This window comes from uncultured Anaerovibrio sp. (genome assembly GCF_947302755.1).
In the GTDB taxonomy this organism is placed as follows: domain Bacteria; phylum Bacillota; class Negativicutes; order Selenomonadales; family Selenomonadaceae; genus Anaerovibrio.
This window is the reverse complement of record NZ_CAMYWM010000001.1, coordinates 26536-51755: the sequence shown is the minus strand read 5'-3', so window position 1 is coordinate 51755 and position 25220 is coordinate 26536. Positions and strand designations below refer to the sequence as shown.

The 25220-nt window shown below is 42.5% G+C and carries 25 protein-coding genes; all 25 read right to left on the bottom strand.

Going from position 1 to position 25220, the window contains the following annotated elements; genetic code table 11:
* Positions 1-15: 15 nt before the first annotated feature.
* The 25 genes from Q0Y54_RS00250 to Q0Y54_RS00130 all read right to left on the bottom strand — a co-directional run bounded on the left by Q0Y54_RS00250 (position 16) and on the right by Q0Y54_RS00130 (position 25139).
* Positions 16-1032 carry a glycosyl transferase gene (locus tag Q0Y54_RS00250; protein WP_297962994.1) on the bottom strand — a complete coding sequence of 339 codons (1017 nt, stop codon included), beginning with the start codon at positions 1030-1032 and terminating at the stop codon, positions 16-18.
* The gene (locus Q0Y54_RS00245) at positions 1025-1444 is read right to left on the bottom strand and encodes an FdtA/QdtA family cupin domain-containing protein (protein WP_297962991.1); all 420 of its coding nucleotides are present in this window, start codon (positions 1442-1444) and stop codon (positions 1025-1027) included. The genes Q0Y54_RS00250 and Q0Y54_RS00245 overlap by 8 nt, the downstream gene beginning before the upstream one ends.
* A 17-nt stretch (positions 1445-1461) precedes the next feature.
* Positions 1462-2556 (bottom strand): DegT/DnrJ/EryC1/StrS aminotransferase family protein, encoded by a 1095-nt coding sequence (locus tag Q0Y54_RS00240; RefSeq protein WP_297962988.1) that lies wholly within the window; start codon positions 2554-2556, stop codon positions 1462-1464.
* 23 nt (positions 2557-2579) lie between these two features.
* Positions 2580-3809 (bottom strand): nucleotide sugar dehydrogenase, encoded by a 1230-nt coding sequence (locus Q0Y54_RS00235; RefSeq protein WP_297963053.1) that lies wholly within the window; start codon positions 3807-3809, stop codon positions 2580-2582.
* 2 nt (positions 3810-3811) lie between these two features.
* Entirely contained in the window at positions 3812-4579 is a 768-nt protein-coding gene (locus Q0Y54_RS00230) for a WecB/TagA/CpsF family glycosyltransferase (RefSeq protein ID WP_297962985.1), read from the bottom strand.
* A gap of 3 nt (positions 4580-4582) precedes the next feature.
* Positions 4583-5947 (bottom strand): GumC family protein, encoded by a 1365-nt coding sequence (locus tag Q0Y54_RS00225; RefSeq protein ID WP_297962982.1) that lies wholly within the window; start codon positions 5945-5947, stop codon positions 4583-4585.
* 205 nt (positions 5948-6152) lie between these two features.
* Positions 6153-6896 carry a polysaccharide biosynthesis/export family protein gene (locus tag Q0Y54_RS00220; protein ID WP_297962979.1) on the bottom strand — a complete coding sequence of 248 codons (744 nt, stop codon included), beginning with the start codon at positions 6894-6896 and terminating at the stop codon, positions 6153-6155.
* A gap of 13 nt (positions 6897-6909) precedes the next feature.
* A complete protein-coding gene (locus Q0Y54_RS00215) occupies positions 6910-8352 on the bottom strand; it encodes an exopolysaccharide biosynthesis polyprenyl glycosylphosphotransferase (RefSeq protein ID WP_297962976.1) in 1443 nt (480 codons plus the stop codon).
* Positions 8353-8548: 196 nt separating this feature from the next.
* Positions 8549-8923, bottom strand: a complete 375-nt coding sequence (locus Q0Y54_RS00210) for a desulfoferrodoxin family protein (RefSeq protein WP_297963050.1) — start codon at positions 8921-8923, stop codon at positions 8549-8551.
* Between the two features lie 218 nt (positions 8924-9141).
* Positions 9142-9825, bottom strand: a complete 684-nt coding sequence (locus tag Q0Y54_RS00205) for an HIRAN domain-containing protein (protein ID WP_297962973.1) — start codon at positions 9823-9825, stop codon at positions 9142-9144.
* A gap of 2 nt (positions 9826-9827) precedes the next feature.
* Entirely contained in the window at positions 9828-10730 is a 903-nt protein-coding gene (locus tag Q0Y54_RS00200) for a HipA domain-containing protein (RefSeq protein ID WP_297963047.1), read from the bottom strand.
* A 218-nt stretch (positions 10731-10948) separates the two neighbouring features.
* Positions 10949-11929, bottom strand: coding sequence for a 6-phosphofructokinase (gene pfkA, locus Q0Y54_RS00195; RefSeq protein ID WP_297962970.1), 981 nt, complete (start codon positions 11927-11929; stop codon positions 10949-10951).
* Between the two features lie 151 nt (positions 11930-12080).
* A complete protein-coding gene (gene smpB, locus Q0Y54_RS00190; RefSeq protein ID WP_297962967.1) occupies positions 12081-12548 on the bottom strand; it encodes an SsrA-binding protein SmpB in 468 nt (155 codons plus the stop codon).
* A 161-nt stretch (positions 12549-12709) separates the two neighbouring features.
* The gene (gene rnr / locus Q0Y54_RS00185) at positions 12710-15073 is read right to left on the bottom strand and encodes a ribonuclease R (RefSeq protein ID WP_297963044.1); all 2364 of its coding nucleotides are present in this window, start codon (positions 15071-15073) and stop codon (positions 12710-12712) included.
* Positions 15074-15529: 456 nt separating this feature from the next.
* A complete protein-coding gene (locus Q0Y54_RS00180; RefSeq protein ID WP_297962965.1) occupies positions 15530-16318 on the bottom strand; it encodes a carboxylesterase in 789 nt (262 codons plus the stop codon).
* A gap of 37 nt (positions 16319-16355) precedes the next feature.
* Complete coding sequence (secG, locus tag Q0Y54_RS00175) at positions 16356-16565, bottom strand: preprotein translocase subunit SecG (RefSeq protein ID WP_297963040.1); 210 nt, start codon at positions 16563-16565, stop codon at positions 16356-16358.
* Positions 16566-16809: 244 nt separating this feature from the next.
* Entirely contained in the window at positions 16810-18228 is a 1419-nt protein-coding gene (pyk, locus tag Q0Y54_RS00170) for a pyruvate kinase (protein ID WP_297962954.1), read from the bottom strand.
* A gap of 191 nt (positions 18229-18419) precedes the next feature.
* Positions 18420-18671, bottom strand: a complete 252-nt coding sequence (locus Q0Y54_RS00165) for an alpha-1,2-fucosyltransferase (RefSeq protein WP_297962952.1) — start codon at positions 18669-18671, stop codon at positions 18420-18422.
* Positions 18672-18830: 159 nt separating this feature from the next.
* Positions 18831-19907, bottom strand: coding sequence for a hypothetical protein (locus Q0Y54_RS00160; protein ID WP_297962950.1), 1077 nt, complete (start codon positions 19905-19907; stop codon positions 18831-18833).
* A gap of 12 nt (positions 19908-19919) precedes the next feature.
* On the bottom strand, positions 19920-21227 hold the full coding sequence (locus Q0Y54_RS00155; protein ID WP_297962948.1) for an MBOAT family protein: 1308 nt from the start codon (positions 21225-21227) through the stop codon (positions 19920-19922).
* A 118-nt stretch (positions 21228-21345) separates the two neighbouring features.
* Positions 21346-22593: a hypothetical protein gene (locus Q0Y54_RS00150; RefSeq protein WP_297962946.1), complete on the bottom strand. Its 1248-nt coding sequence runs from the start codon at positions 22591-22593 to the stop codon at positions 21346-21348.
* 90 nt (positions 22594-22683) lie between these two features.
* Positions 22684-23442, bottom strand: a complete 759-nt coding sequence (locus Q0Y54_RS00145; RefSeq protein ID WP_297962944.1) for a carbon-nitrogen family hydrolase — start codon at positions 23440-23442, stop codon at positions 22684-22686.
* A 2-nt stretch (positions 23443-23444) separates the two neighbouring features.
* Positions 23445-24074 carry a hypothetical protein gene (locus Q0Y54_RS00140; protein ID WP_297962942.1) on the bottom strand — a complete coding sequence of 210 codons (630 nt, stop codon included), beginning with the start codon at positions 24072-24074 and terminating at the stop codon, positions 23445-23447.
* 46 nt (positions 24075-24120) lie between these two features.
* Positions 24121-24426: a Gfo/Idh/MocA family oxidoreductase gene (locus tag Q0Y54_RS00135; protein WP_297962940.1), complete on the bottom strand. Its 306-nt coding sequence runs from the start codon at positions 24424-24426 to the stop codon at positions 24121-24123.
* The gene (locus Q0Y54_RS00130) at positions 24423-25139 is read right to left on the bottom strand and encodes a cytidylyltransferase domain-containing protein (RefSeq protein WP_297962938.1); all 717 of its coding nucleotides are present in this window, start codon (positions 25137-25139) and stop codon (positions 24423-24425) included. The genes Q0Y54_RS00135 and Q0Y54_RS00130 overlap by 4 nt, the downstream gene beginning before the upstream one ends.
* Between the last annotated feature and the right edge of the window lie 81 nt (positions 25140-25220).

Below are 25220 nucleotides of genomic sequence, written 5' to 3'. Positions count from 1 at the left end.
ATCACCTAAATAACTTTAATAGTTGTAACTTTCAAGTTTATCCAAATCAATCACATCAGACCACGTCTGAACCTTGAATGCTGCAAAATGTTTTTGCAGAAAACCAACTATTGGATTACTTGACCTTACTATTCCTTTATCTGAATAGGATAAACCATATTCCTTAATCAACATCTGCCGTATGTCCTCAATTTCTGTTAAATAAGGAATATATATGGCATATTTCAATTTCTTGTTTTTGGTCTGGGATTTTATATTGACTTTTCGTCCAGGCAAATACCTTATATTCTGGAAATGATAAAACACCAAATGAAAATCTCCCATTTTATTGTCATTCATTATGATGTTATAACCATTTTGTTGTTTTAAATTGTATTGCTCCAGATTCCAGGGGGCCACACCGCCTCCTAAATACTGTAATTCGTGAACTCCGGTAAACAATTCCTTGAACTTATTTAAATACTTTTGGTCACCCATTCTGTCCAGCTCAGGAATGTCATAGCACCACTCAAAACATCTTTCCTTCCACCAGTTGAGTATCTTGCGGGATTTATCCGTTTGCCGGAAATAATTAAATTCAACACAGTATTTACCATTTCGTTCTTCCAGCTTTTTGCCATAGGCATTATTTTTAAATCTATGCTCTACTATTACCACATCTGCATTAGCTTCCCATATTTCATCAAATAAAATTTGTGGATCATGATAAAAATATAAATCTGAGTCCAGATAAGTGCAGGAATCAACATCAAAATTATCCAGTACATATTCAATAATTACCGATGTGCAGGTCCAGCAATATTCCGCTTTTGAGCGCTCAGCTTTCTTCACCAGAAGTTCAGGAGTTTCAAAACTGGAATGATGTAAAATCACCGCATGTTTAAAGTTCAGCTTATTTAATACCTCAAAAGACTTATTATCAAAACAGAAAATATACAGTGTAAAATCATCACTAACACGCTCCAATGATTTATACAAAGCAATACCTTTATCCAAGTAGTAGCTGTCAAATAAAGTGCAAAAATTAATCATGGATTTCTCCCATAATTTTTAGATAATCATCATAATTTCTAATGTATTCCTTGCCGTCATAATGGGTGCTAGCCAGTACCAACAACACTGAATCTGATGAAAAATCATACATATCCTTCCATATCATCTTTGGAATATATACCCCCATCATCGGTTTATTGAGTTCCACAATGAATTCTTCTTTGCCGTCAGTTATTCTTACCTTGCTCTGCCCAGCAACATTAATTAAAACAAACTCAGATTCCTTATTGGCATGCTGACCACGAACGACAGTAGAATCAGAATCGTAAATATAAAATACACGCTTAATCTTAAAGGGAATAGCCTGATTGCCTTCTATAACTACCAACTTTCCACGTTCGTCACCAAAATCAGCGAACTGTATTACCCTACATCTATCCTTTAAAGTCATTATTCTCTCCCATATTTTTATCTAAAATCGTTTATAGCATTTATTACATAATCTTGTTCTTCATCAGTCATGCCGTTATACATTGGGATGGACAATACTATATTTGCAATTTTTTCTGTAATCGGATAATCGCCTTTTTGGTGACCCAAATATTGGTAACATTCCTGAAGATGCGGTGGTACAGGGTAATGGATGATGGTGCCAATTTCCTTATCATTTAAATAATCAATTAATCTCTCCCTTGCTTCACAAGAAATAACATATTGATGCCACACACCAGTAGCTCCATTAGCAAGTACTGGTTTTTTTATGATTGGATTATTAATTCCTTCATCATATCTTTGAGCTAATTTAACTCTTTCTTCTGTTAAATCTTGCAAGTGAGATAATCTTACCCGCAGCAAACCAGCCTGTAATTCATCCAGCCTGGAATTGGTGCCAACCACCTCGTTATAGTAACGTTTCTGAGAACCGTAGTTCCTAAACACCTTACATGCCTTGGCAATGCCTTCATCATTGGTGGTAATGGCTCCACCTTCACCGAAAGCCCCCAAATTTTTTGAAGGATAAAAAGAAAAACAACCTATGTCACCAAAACTTCCCGTCATAGTGTTATTAAATTTTGCTCCATGGGACTGTGCACAGTCCTCCACAAGGCGCAATTTGTGCTTTTTGCATATTGCAACTATTTCATCCATACGTGAAGCCATACCATACAAGTGCGTCACCAACACTGCCTTGGTCTTGCTGGTAATATTCTTCTCAATTTCCAATGGATCCATACCATAATGTTCATCTGGTTCCACAAATACCGGTGTTGCACTATTCATGGTTATCCCCATAACAGATGCAATATAGGTATTGCCCTGAACAATAACTTCATCGCCAGCCCCTATGTGGAGTAGTCTAAAGGCTATCCAAAGAGCATCCAACCCAGAAGCCAAACCTACACAATATTTAGTACCAACATATGAAGCAAACTCTTCTTCAAAGGATGACACTTCTTTTCCCAGAACATACCAACCTGAACGCAAAACCGCTAAGGCCTTGTTCTCAAATTCTTTTTGGTATTTAAAGAAACCTCTGTCCATTCTATTTGGCATTATTTTCATAAGTTATATCCCCATCGTTTTATTCAATCTCTGTAAAAAATATCTCTGGTATAAACCTTATCAGCCACATCTTGCAGGCATTTGTCACATCTATTTGCAATAATGCACTGGCTCACATCCTTAAATTTTTTCAAGTCACCAACAACTTTACTGCCGAAGAAGGTACTGCCATCCTCCAATGTAGGCTCATACACCACTACGGTAGCTCCCTTGGCTTTAATACGTTTCATCACACCTTGTATAGCAGAATGCCGGAAATTATCTGAGTTACTTTTCATGGTCAGTCGATAAACACCAACAACACAATCCTTTTCCTTATCTTGGCTATAATCTCCACGACTGTAATAATCATAGTAACCAGCTTTTTTCAACACCTGATCAGCAATGAAATCCTTGCGTGTTCTATTGCTTTCCACTATGGCCGTTATCATATTTTGTGGTACATGAGCGTAATTGGCTAATAACTGTTTAGTATCTTTCGGTAAACAATATCCACCATAACCAAAGCTTGGATTGTTATAGAAATCACCAACTCTTGGATCCAAACAAACGCCCTTAATTATGTCAGTAGTAGACAGATTCTTTTGCTCAGCATAAGTATCAAGTTCATTAAAATAACTTACCCGCAGAGCAAGGTAAGTGTTGGCAAAGAGTTTTACTGCTTCCGCTTCTGTAAATCCCATAAATAAAGTATCAATATTTTTCTTTTTCGCTCCTTCCTGTAGGAGCTTTGCAAAAACTGTCGCCTTATCTCTGCTGGCAGCATCACAACCCACAATTATACGGCTGGGATAGAGATTATCATACAGTGCCTTTGATTCTCTAAGAAATTCCGGACTAAACAATATCCTATCTGTATTGAATTTTTTCCTTATACCTTCCGTAAAACCAACTGGAATCGTAGACTTTATTATCATTATAGCAGTACCGCTACTCTTTAATACTAAATCGATAACTGACTCTACTGCACTACAATCAAAAAAATTTTTCTGTGCGTCGTAGTTGGTTGGTGCGGCTATAATTACATAATCAGCATTACTATAAGCCTCTTCTCCATTCGTAGTAGCTATTAAATCCAATTTTTTTTCTGCTAAAAAACTCTCAATATACTCGTCTTGAATTGGACTGATTTTTTTATTAATTTTTTCTACCTTTTCTGGTAGTATATCTACAGCCACAACATGATTATGCTGTGCTAGTAATACCGCTAAGGAAAGTCCTACATATCCTGTTCCAGCCACTGCAATATTCATCATTACTTTCCCCTTATCACTGCATTCCATACAAACTTGCTATTAGTCACTAAATATCTCCTAAAAAGTCTTACGGGATCTTGTGCCAACCTGTATAACCATTCCAAATTGTTCCTTTGCATCCAAGCTGGAGCCCTCTTTATGTTGCCAGCCATATAGTCAAAGGCCGCACCTACACCTACCATAAAACCATGTACTTTCCCCTGGTGTTGAGCCATCCATTGTTCCTGCTTTGGTGCTCCTATTCCAACCCATATAAAATCGGGCTTTGTTTTATTTATGACTTTAATTATTTGTACATCCTCATCTTCAGTCAGTGGGCGGAATGGAGGACTATACATGCCAACAATTTCTACCCCAGGATTACTTTTATTAATTTCTACCCGCAGTTTTTCTAAAGTTTCATTGGTAGAGCCGTAAAAAAAGTGTTTATACCCTTTTTCGGGACTAACCTCTAAAATAGCTTTTAAAAAATCTGGGCCTGTAGTGCGTGTCATCTCTTTATACCCACGTTTCCTACCAACAGTAGATAGAGGTCCACCATCTGGAATAGCCATAATACCGCCATTTTGAACGTCACGATATTTTGAATCTTCATAAGCGGTAACTGTCGTGTGTACATTGCTTACACACATATAATCTCCTGAAAGATTTTCTATATTTTTGTGAATAAATCCTAGTAACCAGTCCATATTTATAGCTGCAATATTTACGCCCAATATGTTGCAACTTGGTATTTGATTTTTGTCGATTTTATGCTGATAGGCCATGGCTTACATTTCTTCTTTCCTATACAGCCAAAATCCATAAACTAGGCAAACCACTAGGCCAATACCCATACCACCTAATGTAATAAGCTTTCTCCTTGGTGCACTCTTCTGAATTGGCAGATTGGCCTTATCTATTATCTGAATATCCATACTTTCCATGGTAGCCTGAATACGTGACTGCTCACTTTGCTTTACCAAAGCCACATAGACCTCATTTTTTATCCCAGCCTCACGTTGCAGTTTTACATATGCCAAAGCATCTTCGGAAAGCTGGGCCATATCGGCATCCGCCTTTTCCATCTGGGCCCGTACAGCCTCTTCACTGGCCTTGGCCACTGCCATATCTACCTGGGCCATGGCCTGAGCCTGTACCAAGGCTGCCTGGGTTGGGTTCATAGAGACCGTTCCACTGGCTACAGCAGCTGCCACCTCCTGGGACAAATTATCACGCAAGGAAGTCAGCTGGGCTCTGGCACTTATCAGGTCTGGATGCTCTTCGGTATATTTTTGCTCCAGCTTGACGATTTCTACCTCTTGGGCCGCAATCTTATTCCGCAATGCTACCACCACATCACCATCAGCCACATTGTATGCAGCTAAATTGGCATTCTGCTTGCCCAGCTCACTGCTGACTGCCTCAATTTTTGCACTGGCCGCCTGCTGATGTACTATTAACTCTCCCAGGGTTTTATTGTAAATTGCTTCCCTTTCCAGCATAGCCTTGGTCTGATCCTCTGGTACATATACCTTATGCTCCCTGGCATATTTTTCCAGCTTTTCCGAAGCCTCATCCGACTCTTTCTTGGCTGTAGCTATGCGTTCATTGAGGAATTTTACCATAAAGGACTGACTGCTCTGGTTCATCTCCGTCATCAGCTTCAAGAAATTCTCCACCACAGCGGAAGAAATCATCTGAGCTTCCTCTGGAGTACGCCCCTTTCCAGTTACGTTTATCAGGTTAGTTCCTTTAACATTTTCTATATTAAGATTACCCTTGGCAAAACCCTGCGCTGTCATTTTTTCCCGCTGTTCTGGGGTAATATCCTCCAGCTGGTCCATAATTGGTTCTAATACTGTACGGGATTTCATCATTTCCATATAGTTCATAGTTGGTGATGAAGCACCAGAACTTACTCCAAACATAGCCATGGCTGCCGAAGCCCCGGATATATCCAATTTACCAGAACTATTAGTCTGCACCAAAGTATTGGATTCAAAGGTTGGGGGTATAATGAGGGAAATAACCATAGCAATAATGGTGCAAACTGCCACGATACCACCCATTATTTTTTTTCTATCCAAAATAATGCCAAAGAGTTTTCCCAGATCAATCTCTATTTCATCATCATCTTTAAGCTTGTCGTTCATTTCCGTGCTCCTTTAAATTGATTATCAATTAGAAATGAGTTCCCTTCGGAGGCAAACCTCATCCGTCACACTTTGTGTGCCACCTTCCCCAGAGGGAAAGGCTAGTTAATGGGGGTGCCATTTGAGTACTCCCGTTGGGCATGAACCTCATCCGTCAGCTGCGCTGACACCTTCCCCAGAGGGGAAGGCTTAAATAGGTGCAAATTTATCGTGTTATAGATCTGTATACCGAATAAATGCTGACATATGGTGCGATGTCCTCGCTCCATACCACCTTGCCGGAGTCTGGTACATACACTATGTCACCGTCTTCCAGGGCTATATTCTGAGTCAAATCATGCTGCTTCACAAATCCATCCAGACTTATTTCCTTAAAATACAGGGCATTATCTATCTGGCGAAGAATCTGGACATGCTTGGATCGGCCCCGTTTATCCACTCCGCCGGCACTGGAAATCGCCGCATAAACGTTCATATTATCTACCGACATATCCTTTATACCTGGATTTACCACATTTCCCATTACATAGACCTTCCTGGGCCCATAGGATTTTAAAATAATATAGTATTCTGGTATCTTAAAGTATCTGCTTAATTTTTTATGAATAAGCTCTTTAGCTTCATCAAGGGTAAGACCCACCAGCTTCACATTACCGGCGTATGGCACCTGGACCATACCATCCACACCTACTCTTATTTCCTTGTCAACAGCACTGTCATGCTGTCCCAGGGCCATCAGCTCAATGGTATCGTTCTTGAACAGTCTATATTCTTCCATTATTCTTTCCGGTCTAATTTTAGCCACCTTAAACACGCCACTGTCATCGGTAACAACCACCACTTTATCCTCGGAAACCGGGGCTGCCTGGGCCATACTGCCGTAGCTGCCTACCGCCACACTGGCTCCCAGCAGGCAGGCCATTATCATTGTCGATAGCTTTTTTTTCATAATATTTCTCCGTTCAGTAAGCTCCATTTTTATCAAACACTATTTTTACCGTCTTCAGCAGGAACATAATATCCCTGGCAAAGGACCAGTTGTTTACATACCATACATCCATGGCCACCCTGGCGGCAAAGGACACATCATTGCGGCCGTTTACCTGCCAAAAGCCGGTAATTCCCGGCTTGGACAAAATGATGGTATCAAGGTCAGCACCTATATCCGCCTTTTCCCGTGGCAGATATGGTCTTGGTCCCACCAGGCTCATGGTGCCCTCCAGCACGTTTATGAGCTGGGGAAACTCGTCCAGGCTCAGGCGGCGCATCCACTTGCCACATTTGGTGACTCTGGGGTCATAGCCTCGCAGCTTGGCGAATTCCTTCCACTCGGCCGCCGCCTCAGGATTTTCGGCCAGATATTTTTTCAGCCGTTCATCACCATCGGTGTACATGGAGCGGAACTTATAGCAGGTGAAGCTTTTGCCACCCTCACCCATGCGCTCTGCATTGTAAAATACACTGCCCTTTGAGTCTAATTTTATAATAATTCCCAAAATAGTCAACACCGGAATTATAATTGGCAGACTGATAGTGGTGCTGATAAGGTCAAAGGACCGCTTGACGAATTTATTCCAGGTTCTGGACATATCGTTATAGCTCTTGATAAGAGTGATCTGCTGACTGAACAGGGTATGAATATGAACCCGCCCCATAGGGGTGCCCACCAAGTCAGGGGCAAAGAGGATATTGCGCACATAGGGACGAATATCCGCCAGCAACACGTTCATCCGTTCATGCTCCATGCCCGGAATGGCTACCAATACAGACTTTACTTCCTCCCGCTGTATCACTTCAATAGAGTCATCAATTCCCCCCAGCAAAGGATATTCCTCCGCCAGCTTTTCGGATATTGGATGATCGTCCAAAAGACCTACTACATTATACCTATATACTATATCATTATCAAAGTAATTTTTTATTCGTTCAGCCGTTTTTCCTGCACCGATAATCAGAAGATTTTCCTTTAATATAGGCATGGTTTTCAACTTCTTTAGTATGCCATAACGAAAAACTGCCACCAGCAGCATCACCGACACTGACACAAAGGCCGCATAGGCTCTCGATACCAACAGGCTTTCATGCATAGCAAAAAGCAGAATACCGCACATAATTATACCAAATACTACGCCCTTGAACACATCCCGGCTAAATTCCATGGATGGGCGATTGAACCGGTAGCCGTGATTGGTACCGATACAAAGGATAAAGATGACTGGTATATATATGTATTGATATTCTGGTGAAAATACCAAGGATTTGGCCAATACCCTGCCGTTCAAAATACACAGCTGATAGGAAAGCAGCTGGGCCAGCACCACGGCTGCATAATCCACCGCCATGAACACCAGCACATGGGTATAGTGACGAAAGGCTGAGGAATTATGTTTTGTTTCTTCCTGCAAATTTTTTCCTCCAAAAATTATTTTCGTATAAAACCTAAAAGCCATTTTACCATAGTCTACATACATATTCAACATGATGATGTATATTTCATTAGCCTATGCCACAATAAAAGAACCGGCCAATGAGAGCAACCCATTTACCGGTTCTTTAGCGTTTAATTATTTATGATGTTATACAACAAGCCTTTGTGTATCATCAGGCCTTCCACAAACCATGGAGGTTGCAGTACTCATAGGTGGCCACCAGCTTCTCTCCCTCCAGCAGCAGGAACTCTGCCTCTGGCTTGTCCTGTGGAGTCAGCTTCTTCATCTGGCAGCCCTTGTCTGTTTCAATGACAATCCACTGAATGTAATGGGCGTCCGTCATTGGATGCTCCACGCTGCCCACCTTGACGGCGACCTTGTTGCCCTCCACCGTAACAGCCGGTACATGCTTCTCCTGAGCGGCATCAGTGGTGCCAGGGATAAGCTCGGTCATCCCCTGACCACAGCAGGACAAAGGCCCCTTTACATCAGTCAGGGCCGTAGTAATGTTGCCGCACAAATCACACTTGAAAAATCTCATTTCGATCCACTCCAATCAATACACACAATATTAAAAAAATCGCTCAAAACGGATATCTGGGTTAATTATATGATATGAGTCTGAAAAATAAAAGGAAAAATGTGGGTGTAAAATTATTTATTATGTACAGACACAAATAGTCTGTCAAATTCATCTTCTGTATATGTCAGCACCCTATTAAACAATTTGCTGCAATAAGAGTTCAAACACAGTTTTAATACTCATTATACTTTTGACATTACCAATTTAACTTTCACACAGTCTTGACAATTCTTTTCGTTATTTTTTTCTAATACTACACATTCATACTTTCCATCTGTTTTCAAAAAGGATGTAACATCTTTACTGTAGTACCTAGGTACATATCCAACACTGTTTCCGTCTATAGTTTTAACTAGTACAGCATTAGTATCATACTCGTTATTTGGTTCCGGTACTAAATTTAACTGCGTACCTCCACTTAATTTGGGTAAAGATCGACAGTCTTTCCCAAAACACTTACTAACATGCCTAATCCCACCAACATAAAATTCCTTAATTGCAACATTATCACAAAAAACAATTGGTTCAACGAATTCATAATTATCGATTGGTAGCCTTCCACCACTTTTTCTCAACAAATCAAAACCATTATATTCAGATAAACCATATTTAGTTAAAACAGAAACAATATCTTTTCTTTTTTTATCGGGTAGACGACTAGAAAAAGCTGGAAAAAGCACTTTACTATGATATGTTTCATCGTTAGGAAATGACTTAATATAATCCCAACCTACGTCTTTGGCTTGCAGGTACTCACCACAATACTCAAATGTATACTCGCTTCCTTTTGACAACTTACCAACCGTGTAATTTCTTCTACTAATAGGATCTTTCCATACCAAATACAAATATTGTTTTGCTTCCATTATTAACCACCATCTTTCAAGTGAGATAATATTTCTAGCTTTCTAATCAAAAACTTCTTTATTAACTCAATTTTACGAATAGACAACACATTTTCATACGAATCTAATAACAAATTAATTCTTTCATTTGATAATTTCCCTAAAAAATCATCCACAATTTTCCCAGTGTCAGAATAATTCATCAATAAATGCCTTACCATCTCCGTATGCGTTGGCCTCTTCTTGGTATTACCGTCAATTCGTATCATAGACCTTGACTTCGAATTAACTAGCGATTCAAAACGATTCCTATCTCTGCCAAGATATTCATCCACAGCCGAATCATCAACATAACAACACAGCGATGATCCATTATCATACAGTGGACAAAATTTCCAATCTACTGGTTTATTTGCCTTGTCATGTTTAATTATCATTGCCCAATTATTTTGATGTCTATCCGAATTGCCAATTATAAAGTCAAATACCATCATTTGAATTGCTTGATATTTCATATGAGGTAATGCTGTCACTTCAAATACATGTTCTAAGCAATAATACCGCCCCGACTCTTTTTCCATCATTTCATTCAAGTCATAATCTGAATGAAACCCACTAATGAACAGAGCAGCCTCAACAATTGACTCATGTTTGCCATTAATTAAATAGCTCATACACCCAATACGATTTTTATATACACCGATATCTACTTCAGCAATAGGAATTCCCAAACAAAGTCCTAAACAATATGCCAAATGTTCAGATACATGCTCTGTAGTATTGCTTATATTGTTTTCATCAGTTTTGGGATATTTAAATAAGCCTATTCGGCCTGAAGAGGATTGCAACCAAACCTTCTCGCTACGTCCACTACCCTCAGCAAATCCATCATAAAGAGACCATGAACTAAAGTCTTTAATTGTCACAACTTTCAATTCAATTTTCCTCCACAAAGATATAGCTATAATTCACTGTGATTATACTATCATAAATGACTGTAGTCAAACTTAGTTGGTAAAAAAAATGCCCTATGGTATTTTATTCAAAACTAAAAACAGATAAACTTGTCGCATGACAAACCAAATGTAATGCGACAAGTCTTTATCTGATAATTCTTATATGAAAAATATCACTTTGCGAACTATTAAGCCAGTACCTTGGAGAGTCTTATGAACTCTGTATCCAGGGTCTTGCGGTTGTTGGTGGCTTCGTCTATTGGAATTTCTACTACTACGCCGGTATCGAAGCCTACTACCACGTCCTGCTTGCCCTCCAGCATGGCCAGGACGGCCTTTTCACCCAGCATGCTGGCGTTGATGCGGTCCTCCACTGTTGGGGAGCCGCCCCGCTGGATGTGGCCCAGCACCGTCACCCGGGTATCGATTTCCGTTTTTTCCTGAATCTGCTTGCCCAGCTCCGTGGTGGTGACCCCCATGCCCTTCAGGGCACCATCGGCTACTACCAGCAGGCTGTATTTTTTACCCTTGGCGTAGTCCTCCCGGATTTCGGCACAAATCTGGTCGATATTGGATTTGGTTTCAGGCACCAATACATACTCGGCACCGCCGGCAATGCCAGCCGTCATGGCCAGCCAGCCGGAGGTTTTGCCCATTACCTCGATAAGGACGATACGGCGATGGGCACAGGCGGTATCCCGGAGCTTGTTGATGGCATCCACCACTGTATTGGCTGCTGTATCGGAGCCAATAGTGTAGTCGGTGCCCCATACATCGTTTTCAATGGTGCCAGGAATGCCGATAACCGGCATGCCACATTCCTTGCTCATGGTAGCGGCTCCCTTGATGCTGCCGCTGCCACCGATGACAATGAGGCCGTCGATACCGTGCTTTATCAGGTTTTCATACCCCTGACGGCGGCCCTCCTCTTCAAAGAATTCACCGCTGCGGGCAATGCCCAAAAAGGTGCCGCCCCGCTGTATCATGTCACCGACGCTGCGGGTGTTCAGCTCTTCGATTTCGTCGTTAATCAGGCCTCTGTAGCCGTTATGAACGCCCCAAATCCGTGCGCCCTGATGAACTGCGGTGCGTACCACTGCCCGGATACAGGCGTTCATGCCTGGGCAGTCGTTACCGCTGGTTAGTACTGCTATATTTTTTGACATCAAAAAACCCTCCTTAAAAATTGTTACCCCCTCCGGGCACCTCCCCCGAGGGAGGCAAGGAAAGGGATTGTGACAGCAAGGTTACTAGGAGCAAGGCTCCATCGGTGGCATCCCTTGGGCTGACGGAAGGGGTGCTTATTATTTGAAGCGACAATTATCCTTTCCCTCTCAATTCCCGTTCCACATCACGCTTTACGGCCTTGTCCTTCAGGTCCTGGCGTTTGTCAAAGTTGTGTTTACCACTGGCCAGGGCGATTTCGATTTTGGCCCGGCCCTTGACAAAGTATATTTTCAACGGAACTATGGTAAAACCCTTCTCCCGGGTCTTACTAAATAATTTAATTATTTCCTGTTTGTGCATCAATAGCTTGCGGGGCCTGCGTTCGTCGTGATTGAAAATATTCCCATGGTCATAGGGACTGATATGCATATTCACGATGAATATTTCGCCATTTTTGATTTCGGCGTAGCTGTCCTTAAGATTGGCCTTGCCCGCCCGCAGGGATTTTACTTCGGTTCCCTGCAGCACCAGCCCGGCCTCAAATGTGTCATGGATAAAATAATCGTGACGGGCCTTACGGTTTTCGCAGACTATTTTTATGCCTTGATTTTTTCTTCCCATTAGTTACCTTTCTGTTACACCTCATCCACCGTCTTCGACGGGACACCGACGGAGCTTTGCTCCTAGTACCCTTGGGTGCTTCCCCTCCCCTAAAGGGACTAGCTCATTTCATTCGCGTCGCAAGGGGAAGGCCAAATAAAAATAGAAGAAGGCGTTATACTTTATATTTCGACAATAATATCCTTTTTGCGCTTTACGGCCTTGTGGTCGTGCTTGTTGCGCTTGGACACTTTGGTTTTCTTTTTCGGTTTGGAGGCGGTGACAGCCGTCTTGGCCTTGTTCTCCTTGGCCTTGGCTTTTTTAGCGTTAGCCGGCTTTTTGCGGTCGAATTTTTTCTTGGCGGCTTTTTTATCCGACTTAGCGGGCCCTTTGTCGCCCTTGTGGGCCCCTCTGCCACTCCGGCCTGCTGCCTCGGTTGCCTTTCCGGCTTCTTCCCCAGCCCGCCGGTCAGCGGAATTGGCCATATTAAGGGCTCTGGAATCGCAGTTATCCTTTACCACGAAGTCCAGGGCCTTTTCCTCCACGCTGGCCCGCACCAGAATAACCTCCACCGTATCCCCCAGCTGATAGCTGCGGTGATGGTGATTGCCCACCAGCGCATAACGGGATTCCACGTAATCGTAGTAATCATCCTGTAAGCTGGTCATGTGCACCAGCCCTTCTACGCCATTATCCAGCTCCACGAAAAAGCCAAAGCCGGTGACGCTGCTGATAACCCCCTCAAAGGCATCCCCCACGAACTGCTCCATGTATTCTACCTTCTTCAGATCCGTGGTATCACGCTCCGCCGCTACGGCTATCCGCTCCCGTTTGGAGGCGTGATCCGCCATTTCCGGCAGCTTGTTTATCAGCTGCTCCCGCCGCTCCTTGGGAATAGACCCGGTAGGGAAGCTTTCCCGCAGCAAACGGTGAACTATCAGATCCGGGTAACGACGGATTGGCGAGGTGAAATGGGTATAATATTCTGCCGCCAGGCCAAAATGGCCCTCATTTTCCGCCGCATAACGGGCCTGCTGCATAGAGCGCAGGGAGACGGTGCTCAATATTTTCTCCTCCGGCTTGCCGGCGATTTTTTCCAAGGCAATCTGCAAATCCTTGGGCCGAATACTTCCATCCTGACTCGTCCGCAAACGCAGTCCAAAAGTCATCATCAGCTGATTTAGTGCCTCTATTTTGCCTGGCTCCGGCTGCTCATGGATACGGTACATAAATGGCTGCTTCCGGCGGCACATGTGCTCCGCCACCGTTTCATTGGCCGCCAGCATACACTGCTCCACAATGGACTCGCCCAAATTGCTGACCCGCTTCTTCAGCCCCACAGCCCGGCCCTTTTCATCCAGCTTCACCTTTATTTCCGGCACCTCGAAGTTTATGGCTCCCCGTCTGTGACGATAGCTGTACATGGCGTTACGGACCTCCTCCAGATTGTAGAGAAGGGGTAATATATCCTCATTGTCCTTACAAAAATCCTTGTCCCGCTCCACCAAAATCTTGTTGACCAGTGTGTAGGTCAGGCGGCGGTATACATGCACCACCACCGGCAGGATTTTGTATTTGGTCACCCGGCCCTCCGGACTTATTTCCATTTCACAGGCCATGGACAGGCGATCCACCCCGGCGTTTAAGCTGCATATCCCATTGGACAGCTCCTTGGGCAGCATTGGTACCACCCGATCCACCAGGTACACACTGGTGCCCCGGGCCTGGGCCTCAATATCCAGGGGCTGATTTTCCCGGACATACCAGCTGACATCGGCAATGTAGACTCCCAGAAAGAAGCTGCCATCCTCATGCTTTTCCACATAGACACCATCATCCAGGTCCTTGGCATCCTCCCCGTCAATGGTGACAATTTTCAAATGGCGGCGGTCCTCCCGGCCATTTTTACCGATATGGTCCTCCGCATTGATGGACTGCTCCACATTGCCGGCCGCCTGCTGTACCGCCTCCGGGAAGGTCTCGGACAGCTCGTAATGGCGCATAATGGATAGAATATCCACCCCAGGGGCATCGGCCTTGCCCAATACCTCCACCACATGACCCTCGGCCTTGCGGCCATTCTCCGGCCACTGGGTAACCTCCACCACCACCTTGTCACCAGTGGTGGCCCCCATAAACTGACCCTCAGGAATATAAATATCCTCCCTAATCCGGGTATCATCCGGGGATACAAAGCCAAATTTCCGGCTGGCCGCAAAAATACCTACAATCTTACTGTTGGCCCGCTCGATAACCTTATATACCTCCCCCTCCTTGGAACGGCCTGGGGTCACAGCATATTGGGGAAACAGGCGCACCTGCACGGTGTCACCGTTCATGGCAGTATGAAGGCCGCTTTTCCCAATGAAGATATCCTCCTCATTTTTCTGCTTCCCCTCCGGGGTAACAAAGCCAAAGCCCCGGCTGGACAGGGACAGCACACCGGTAACCAGCTCCTCCGCCTCCGGCTCCCTATTGGTTATTTTATTTTTTACCTGCTTTATTTTTTTATCTATTTTTTTATATTGTAATTTTCTCTTCATAATATATCTTTCGTCAAATGTATTTTATATTGGCAGTAGAGTGTTGCGTTTCACGCCGTCTCAGTACTAAAACTTTTTCTTGTTTTTATATAGTGGCAAAAATCATAACTCGCTTCGCTCAAACAAATGATTTTTACCACTATAATCAAGGTATAGCAATAAAAAGTTTCTTAACGCACTGAGACTAAATGTTCAACTCAACAGTCCACTGCCATATATTACTTTGATAGAGGCAATTGCTTGAAGCGTTGGGCGATGGGCGTAAAGAAACTATTTTTTGCATACTTACACAGCGAGAAAACATCCACTGTTTGAGCGAGTCCTATAAGGACGAAGCGAGTTTGGATTTTTCTTGCTGACTAATTGAAAGCAAAACAATAGTTTTAGCCCTGAGTCCCTGCTGAAAGCAATGCCTCTATCGAAAGTTAGTATACAACAGTCCTCTGTCTATTATGTCTCTTATGAATGCTCCCTAATAAACTCATCCACCAGCTCAAAGGCCTTGTCCCGCTCACTGCCGATGGTTATCAAATGACCGGACTCCTCCAGCCACACCAGCTCCTTTTCATAGCTCCCCGACAAATCGTATATCTTGTTGGCACTGCGGTCCCTGGCCGTGTGGTCATTGTGGCTGTGCACCACCAGCATAGGGCATTTCACCCGGGGAAGCTCCCGCTTGGTTCTGTCAATAAGATCCAGCAGCTCATGGACGGACATCATCGGATACTCCCCATAGGAGGCATTGCACACCTGGGGAACATCAAAATTCATCCGCTTCTTTTTCGGCCAATATTTATTCTGGCAATACTCCCTAGCCGGCAGGCGGTACAGCTGCTTATCCTCGTGAATATAAATCGGAGCCGCCAGGCTGCAGCAGCATTTAACCTGGGCATTGGCCGACAAAATAATGGCCAACAGGCCGCCCATGGACTGACCTACCACAGACACCTTATCGCAAAAGGACGCCAATATGGAATAACCATCGCACACAGAGTCGTACCAATCCTCTGCGGTCATATGGGCCATATCCTCCGTGGTGGTGCCATGGCCCGCCAGGCGAACCCCCAGTATCGTGTAGCCCTGTTCATTTAAATATCGGCCCAATAACAGCATTTCCGCCGGTACCCCGGTGAAGCCGTGGATTAAAAGTATGCCATGTGGCCCCCCCTTAAAAAAGAAAGGCTCGCCGCCGTTAATAATCATATTGGTAATCCTTTCGTTAAATAAAAAACGCCCACTATCTACCATACATTCTATGATGGATAGTAAGCGTTTGGTGTCAAACCTACATGGTCATCTTCGCAATAACCAGCGTAACCACTGCAAAGAGAATTGCAAAGACTATCGTCACCCGTGCCAGCAGTGCATCCATACCCCGGGCATTGCTGCTGAATACGGTATCACTGCCGCCGCCCAGGCCCATACCGGCCGACTTTGGTGACTGGGCCAGTACTGAACCGATCAGCACGATGGCTACCAATGCATCCATTACCATTAAAACCGTAAGCACTCTGCGGACCTCCTATTCCATCTCAAAATATAGTATAACGCAATTGTTTAAAATTTTCCTCATTTTTACCAAGAAATCTCAGTTCATCAAATCTGAAAGATAGAGATGAGCTTTAGATTTCGCGTAAGGGCTGATGAAAGCCAGGTGGTTGTCAGCTTGCTTATGGGGAAAATTTTCTGTCAGTATGTTACATCATAGCACAATATGATACGAAATACAATAGAAGGGCTTAGTCAATGGTTCTTATCTGAATCTTGTTGGTGTTGTTCCACCTGCTCATGTTAATACCGGAGGTTACCACGGCAATATCCCCCTTCTCCACCAGACCGGCGCGGAGAGCGGCGGCAATGGAGGCTCCGGTGCGATCCGGTTCATCATCCCAAATGCGGCCATTTACCAGCTGAATGCCCCAGCGCAGGTTCAACTGACGGGCTACCTTGGAGGTGGAGGCATAGGCGATAATGGTGGCCTGTGGACGGTATTTGGATACCATCTGGGCCGTAAAGCCGGTTTCCGTTGGGGTGATAATGGCGGTGGCATCCAGCTCATAGGCCAGCTGCACCGTGGAATGAGCTACTGCGTCGGTAATGCTCTTTTTATGCTCCATGCCCTTAGTTGCAAACCGATTTTCATAATGAATAGATGACTCGATGCGCTTGGCAATGGTGCTCATGGTCTGAACAGCCTCTACCGGATAATCACCGCTGGCAGTTTCGCCGCTGAGCATGATAGCATCCGTACCATCAAATACCGCATTACCTACATCAGATACCTCAGCTCTGGTTGGCCGCGGATTGTTGGTCATGGACTCCAGCATCTGGGTAGCCACGATTACCAGCTTACCGGCCTTGTTGCACTTGGCAATGACCTCCTTCTGAATAACCGGCACATCCTCAGCCGGAATTTCTACCCCCAGATCACCACGGGCTACCATGATTCCATCGGCAGCCTCAATAATGGCATCAATATTCTTTACGCCCTCCAGATTTTCAATCTTGGCGATAATCTCCATGTGGCCGTTGTTGTCCGTGATCAGCTTTCTGATGGCCTCCACGTCACTGGCCCGCTGAATAAAGGAGGCGGCTACGAAATCCATATCATGCTCAATACCGAAGAGAATGTCCTTTTCGTCCTGCTCAGAAATAGGTGGAAGGCCAATGGCTACTCCCGGTACAGCCACCCGCTTGCGAGTGCTCATTGGGCCGTTGTTGAGAATTTCCGTCACAATATCCTGTCCCTGAATTTCCTTCACCTTAAGGCCAACCAATCCATCGGACAGCAAAATGGTATCTCCTGGCTTTACTTCCTTATAGAGGTTCTTGTAGCTTATTGGTGCCCCGGTTTCATCACCTGGCTCATCGGACTGGGTGAGACGGAAGGTATTGCCCTTGGTGAGCTGCACCTTGCCATCCTTAAAGGCCCCCAGACGCATCTCCGGCCCCTTGGTATCCAGCAACAATGGTATAATCTTATCCGTATGACGGGCTGCTTCACGCACCCGCTCGATACGGCCTAACTGCTCGGCGTGGTCACCATGGGAAAAGTTAAAACGGGCACAGTTCATGCCGTTTTTCATCAATTCTTCAATGATTCCCGGCTTATCAGTTGTAGGTCCCATGGTACAAACGATTTTAGTCTTCTTAAACATTACTCAGCACACTCCTTATATTTTCTATGTTAATGTAGGCTTAAAAGCTATATTGAGCTAATCTATTTTATTCCATTGTATCACGCTTGTCTAGCAGACGTAGAGGAAAAATAATTGTTATTCTACGTTGTTTGATATATTCTACACAAAATAGTCTTTTGAATTTATACTATGATTTGGACATATTCCAGTTACATTTTAATCCATCCACTGGGCACAACATCCTCATGGCCAGATTGTTCATTAGCCAACCACTTTTTAGGGGCTGCCACAATCTTATCCCCAGCCGTTCCCAGCCAGGCACCCCACCAGCTAAAGGAGCTGTTGGCAATAATGTGATGCCGGCAAAGGCTCATTAACCGCATATCCTCATAGCCCTTTTCTTCCGTGTTGTTGTCCACAAAATGGATTTCCTGAGCTGTTTTTATATTTTCCTCGCCCAAGGAATATCATTGGAAAAAACAAATAATTGTATATCGCCAACCCTATCAGTGATATACTTAATGGCCATTTGATAATAACTCAACTTTCCCACCACAAAAATAAAGCCAATTTTGTAACTATTCAGTAAAAAGCAAACAGCTGTCTTCGTGGCCCAAAAACTACTTACTGTCCAATATCAGTTCATAGTTTTCCTTCATCTTCTCCGGCTTCAGGTGTAGATAATCCATAAAGTCGTTTTCTGTAATACCACAATCCCTTGGATCATATCCACCATGAACGGGAATCTGGTACCCATAACCAATTTTGCGTATGGTGTCCTCAATTTTTTTCACTCCGGAAAATGCTTCACTTTCACAGAAAAAACTGTAAATCTTCGGATGCCATACTGGTAAATAAATGCTTACCTCCACCCCATTGGCCTGTAAATATTGCAACAATTTTTCAAAATCTGCAATATTATCATGCTGAACCTCTTTAAAGCCTGTTCCCATTTGATACATAGTACCTTTATTCAACAGCTTTAAAATTTCCTCATCAATTTCTTTCTGGGTAAGAAAATTTTTAACTGATGGAACACGCCTTCCATCCACGATAATCTTGACATCATCTCCAATCTGATCATCAGAAACAGTCTCTACATCATCTTCTGCCTTAAAAAGATTTTTTCTGGCATATGCAATGGAAGACTGAAAATATGATAATGAAATCAGTTCCTTTAACTTATCATCAATATAATTTCCTCCATAGTATGTATCCTGGGAGCCATCAATGTTTTTTTTCATGTATTCCGCATACCTATGCAATGAAGGATGTTTCCCATCGAGACTGCCGCGCATAAAGGTCCAGGGATCAACGCCTATTATTATTTTCTTGGGCATTTTATCATAATATTGCAGCAGTCCGGTTAAAGCATAATAATCTCCTAAATATGCTCCGGACATACCTGCATTGTATACCATACTGCCATCATCAAAGGGCATATACATAACATGGCTTGAGCCAATTATTACTGTCTCTGGATTCCAGGTCATAGTTGCAATTCTTTTTTCCTGAAATACCCCCTCATCAATATTTGCGGGAATTTTAACATTTTTGCCATCATTGAGACAATCCACCAATTTGGTAACTGTGCCCTCATGATATAAATTGGCAGGGTCAACAAAATAATTAACTGATATAACCACGCTATATACTGTCAATGCCAGTATTATCATTTTTATTAATATTGTTCTCACAATAATACCCCATTAAAATTGGAAATATATAAAGCCGGAGTTTTCCAGAGGCAGCATAAGTATGGTCCAAAATATTATTACAAAATACAGGCACCAACGTACCAGCATTTTTTGTGAACCAACCCATTTTATCACATCCCGTTTCAAGGATATAAAATCATATACCATCATCGCCACCACAGGTATCAATATGTGATAAATGGTACTCTCGTCTATCTCTATACCGCTTCGTATATACCAATCAATACCACCGTTGGCAGAAATAATATTGCCAAGAATATAAAAAGCATCTGTAATTGATTTAGAACGAAAGAATACCCAGGCTATATTGCAAATTAAAAAAATTATAACAACCGAAATAATATGCTGCAATTTTGATTTCGTAATTTTATTCAGACCAAGAACATTTTCAACAACCTGAATGAATCCATGAATTCCTCCCCATAGTACAAATGTCCAATTTGCCCCATGCCACAGGCCACTTATAAGAAAGGTTATCATGATATTCATGTTGTGCCTGAATTTGGAGCACCTGTTGCCCCCCAAAGGAATATACAAATAATCTCTAAACCAGGTGGAAAGGGATATATGCCATCTGCTCCAAAATTCTTTTAAACTGCCGGAAAAATACGGGCTTTTGAAATTTGTCATAAGCTTTATGCCCAACAATCTGGCAGTACCAATAGCAATATCCGAGTACCCGGAAAAATCACAATATATCTGCATCGTAAAAAACAGCACTGCAAGTATCAGATCAAATCCCGTGCATCTATCCAAAGATGAATAAACGCTATCTACTACAATAGCAGCATTATCAGCTATAACTATTTTTTTGAAGAACCCCCAAGCCATGAGCCGAAGGCCATAGGCAGCTTCATCATAATCAAATTTTTTGACTGTTTTTATTTGAGGCAGAAGATTGGCTGTCCGCTCAATAGGACCAGCTACCAACTGGGGAAAGAAGGATATAAATGCCGCATACTCGCCAAAATGTCTCTCTGCCTTCACATTCCCCCGGTAAACATCTATAACATATCCCATGGTCTGAAATGTGTAGAAGGATATTCCAACTGGCAACAGCACATTTAGAGTTATGGGATGAAGATTTATGGCCAAAAGGGAACACAGCTCAACCAAAGAAGCTGACATGAAATTAAAATATTTAAAACAAAACAGTACACCCAGACAAACGAACACAGCTCCCGCCAAAACCATCTTCTTTGCCCGGACTGTGTCACATTTTTCTATCAACAATGCCGCAAAAAATGAAATTGCTGTAGTCCCCAATATCAACACAATATATTGCGGATTCCAGCTCATATAGAAATAGTAGCTCGCCAACAATAAAAATGCCCATCGAAAACGATGAGGCATAAGCCAATACAAGCAAAATACTATTGGCAAAAATATAGCATATTCCAAAGAATTAAAATTCATATTATCTCCAGTTATCTGTCATCTTGGAATTATTGGACTTTAAATATTCTTCATATTCACCAATATCTTGCGGGAAAATAACATGTATATTTTCCTGCTCACTCCATTTTTTGAGTAATGCACTGCCCTTCTCATTGTCATAGATATCTGACACAAGATCAACCAAAACAATATATACGTTATTGTCCGTGTATCCCGTGAAAATACTATTTCCTTTAACTGCCGCCGACATCATAGTTACAATAATGTTATTATGTACATCGTTATTTAAACAAACCACTTCCCACGGTGCAAAGGCTGCCTCCAGTACCGAAACTCCGGGTCTGTTTAAATATTCCTCTTCGATAGTATTGCGTTTAGTAGTAGGATGAAGTTTTACAATTACCTCCCTGTTATTACGGTATTTGCAAAGTAATTCAAAAGCTTCTCTCTGCAACTGAAGAAAGCGCATTTCTCTCACATGTTTTTTATATGAATTGCGAAGCAGGGTTTTTGATAACAATTTACTTATTTTCAAATACCCCGGCATGTCAGAAGCATGGTCATCAAAAAAGATAATTTTATTTTCTACCTTCTCTTTATCTCTGTGATTAAAAACAAGGTTTACACAATCAATAAATTCCTTGTCATTTTTATCTATTGGCGGAATTTTAGTTATTCTTTCATCATATTCATACAAAACCATATTGGGACTGTAAAGGAAAATACTGTCAGGCTTTATATCGTTGCAAATATATTCTCTGAAATATGAACCTATTCCCTCTTCCAACACACACATTTTACAGGTTTTATTTTTTTCTTTGGCTAGCGAAACTATGTTCCTTATAGTATCGGTATTACCATACCCAAATATATGTGTATACCGGCTAATATCCAGTTTTTCATACCCATGTATTTGTTGCTCCAGATACTGTTCTCTGCTATCAGCATTTCTATGGCCTGTTTTACCATATTTATTGACAGTATTTTTGATGGCAGTAAAGAGTGATGGTGCAGGCTGATTATTTCTAACTAAACTGAAATATTCCTTAAAATCGACATAGGGAGGCGATCTAAATGCAACATTATCAAACAATTTTGTTTGACTGATTCGCTCAGCGCAGGCAACTGTTTCCGGACGCGAAAAATCAAATATTATATCTGCTTTGGCATTTGGGAACATATGCATACGAACATGCAAAGCATTAAATAATAATAATTTTGTAGAGCAGACAAATAATATTCTTGCCCTATTATCATTGATATCCATTTGACAAATTCACCTAATCCCTTCTATGCCTTCATTCTCTCCTGCAAATATCACATTAGAAATTATTTGAAACATCCGCTTTTCCCTTTTTTAAGGGATTGGCTTCATATCCTTGAGAACCGGAAATCCCTTTCTATACTCTTCAACATCATCCATCAAGTTATAAGTTAATAATCCACACTCATTCGACATTGATACGGCTATATCCCCATTAGGGGTAATAACGCAACTGTCACCGGAGTAATACAGCCCACCGATATTTCCCTGACAATTTATTCCCAGAATATACACCTGATTTTCAATTGCCCGTGCCCTAAGCAAGGTTTTCCAATGTTCAGCACGTTTGGAAGGCCAACATGCAGGCACGATTATCATATGCACATCCTTTGCAACTGCCCGGAATATTTCAGGGAATCTCAAATCATAACAAATGAATGTCGAGAAGGGTATCCCCTTAAAATCAGCAACCATTACTTTCTCTCCGCCGGCAAAATACTTATCTTCCCCGGAATAGGAAAAAGGATGCATCTTAACATATTCTGATACTATTTTACCTGAAGAATCTAACAGAGTATAAACATTCTCACATTTATTGTCATGCCATCTCACCCAACCAAAACCAACAGCTATATCATTTTGTTTCGCAATATTGCTTATCCTGTCAACAGTGTAGCTGTTCTTCTCCCCTGTAACACGCGTATTCATGGAAAACCCAGTAAAGCTCATTTCAGGAAAAAATATAATGTCTGAGCCATCGTTTGCAGCAGCAGCAATAAGAGATTCAGCGTTGGCAATATTAGATTCCTTATCCTCCCAAATTATATCGAATTGCGCAAGAGCAACTTTCATTTTTATCTGTCAAAGCCTCCATCTGAATCCTCAATTGAATTCAAAAGCCTGAGGACCTGTATATCCTTATCTACCGTGCTAGGATAAGCTTTCGCATCTTTTGTACCGGCGAGGAAAGCCGCTATTTCATCGATATACATCTGCTCGCCTATCATATCAGCATAGCCTTCTTCATGCGGCTGCTTTTCCTGTTTTATATATGTAGTAGTTCCATCCGCTGCATTATATACAGTCAGACGCTCCTCATCCCATTTCCACTGAATCTGGCCATTCTGGAAATTGATAATAAGGTTTCTGGCTGGATAACGGCTCATTACATCGACAATCAGGGTACCTATGGAATCACCATAGTCGATAGTGCTTGCATAGCTGTCCTCTATATCACAGCCAATATCGCCTGTCTTACGGAAATATCCCTTAATTTCTTTTGGGAACCCAAAAACATCTGTCAGCCAGGTTAATTCATAAGGAACTATTTCTCTAGCCCCACCAGTCAACCGATTGCCTACATAAAAATCATTTACACTTTCCCATGGGTGCCAATCAGGTAAATACTGGCCACTATGGTATGAGAAATTGCACATCTTGCCCAATTTGCCAGTTTCAACGATCTTCTTTATTTCCTTAACCATAGGATGGAAAACAAATGTGCAGGAAGGCGCAACAAAAATGCCATTGCTATCGTTTTTCCTCAAGAACCACACTGGCTTCCACGAAAACAGGCTTATGGTATTTAACAGCTATATCAACACCAATTTTATGCTTATCCGGTGGCAAGGATACAATAACAGCATCAATCTTGTCAAAATCCAGCTCTGATTCATCATCCACTATATTGATACCATACTTTTCCTTGGCTTCATCACACCGATCCTGTCTTATATCATTTCCCCAGATATTCTCTGGCTTTACGCCCAGTGCCATAAGGCAACGCACACGACGCTTACCCATTGAGCCCAGGCCTTTAACATAATAACAACTCATTTATACTGTTCCTCCAGCTCCATTATTTTTTCAATACACTCAAAATCATAGATATCGTCTATCTCATAGTTCTGCCATCTTTCGATATAATATGGCAACATTTTTTCCATGTAGACAGCATGAGTTTCTTTAAACCTGTCCACCCGAACCAGATAACCTACCCCATATGGGAAATATGCCGCATCTTCTTCCTGTCTTTGATAAAAGGTTGGTACATGCTCAAAATACGGACAAATAAACCCATTTTCGTCTATTTTTTTCACAATAGACGGATGCTCCAAGTGGACCCGGCCCACAGAAATAACCCCATCAGCCTCAGGATTATCTACCGCCAGCTCGATCATCTTGTCTATATCCTGTTCTTTACGAAGAGGTGAGGTCGGTTCCAGCAGAATCAAATAGTCATATTTTTCTCCTTGTTTTTCCAGCAATTCCAGTGTATATACCAGCACATCCATCGATGATGACTTGTCCTGGGCCAGTTCCTCCGGTCTCAGTTCCGGAACCGGTGCACCCGCCATTTCACAAACATCAGCAATTTCCAGGCTATCTGTGGAAATGAACAACTTATCCAAATACTTACTATTATGAGCGGATTTAATAGTCCACTGTATCAGTGGTTTACCGTGCATTGGCCGTATATTTTTGCCAGGAAGTCCTTTGGAGCCCCCCCGAGCCGTCACAACCGCCAAAATCTTTTTTCCCTTATACATCAATTATGTATCTGCGGCGGATACATTCTCCACCTTTCTATACCTCGCTAATAGCAGATAATAATATACCATATCTACAAT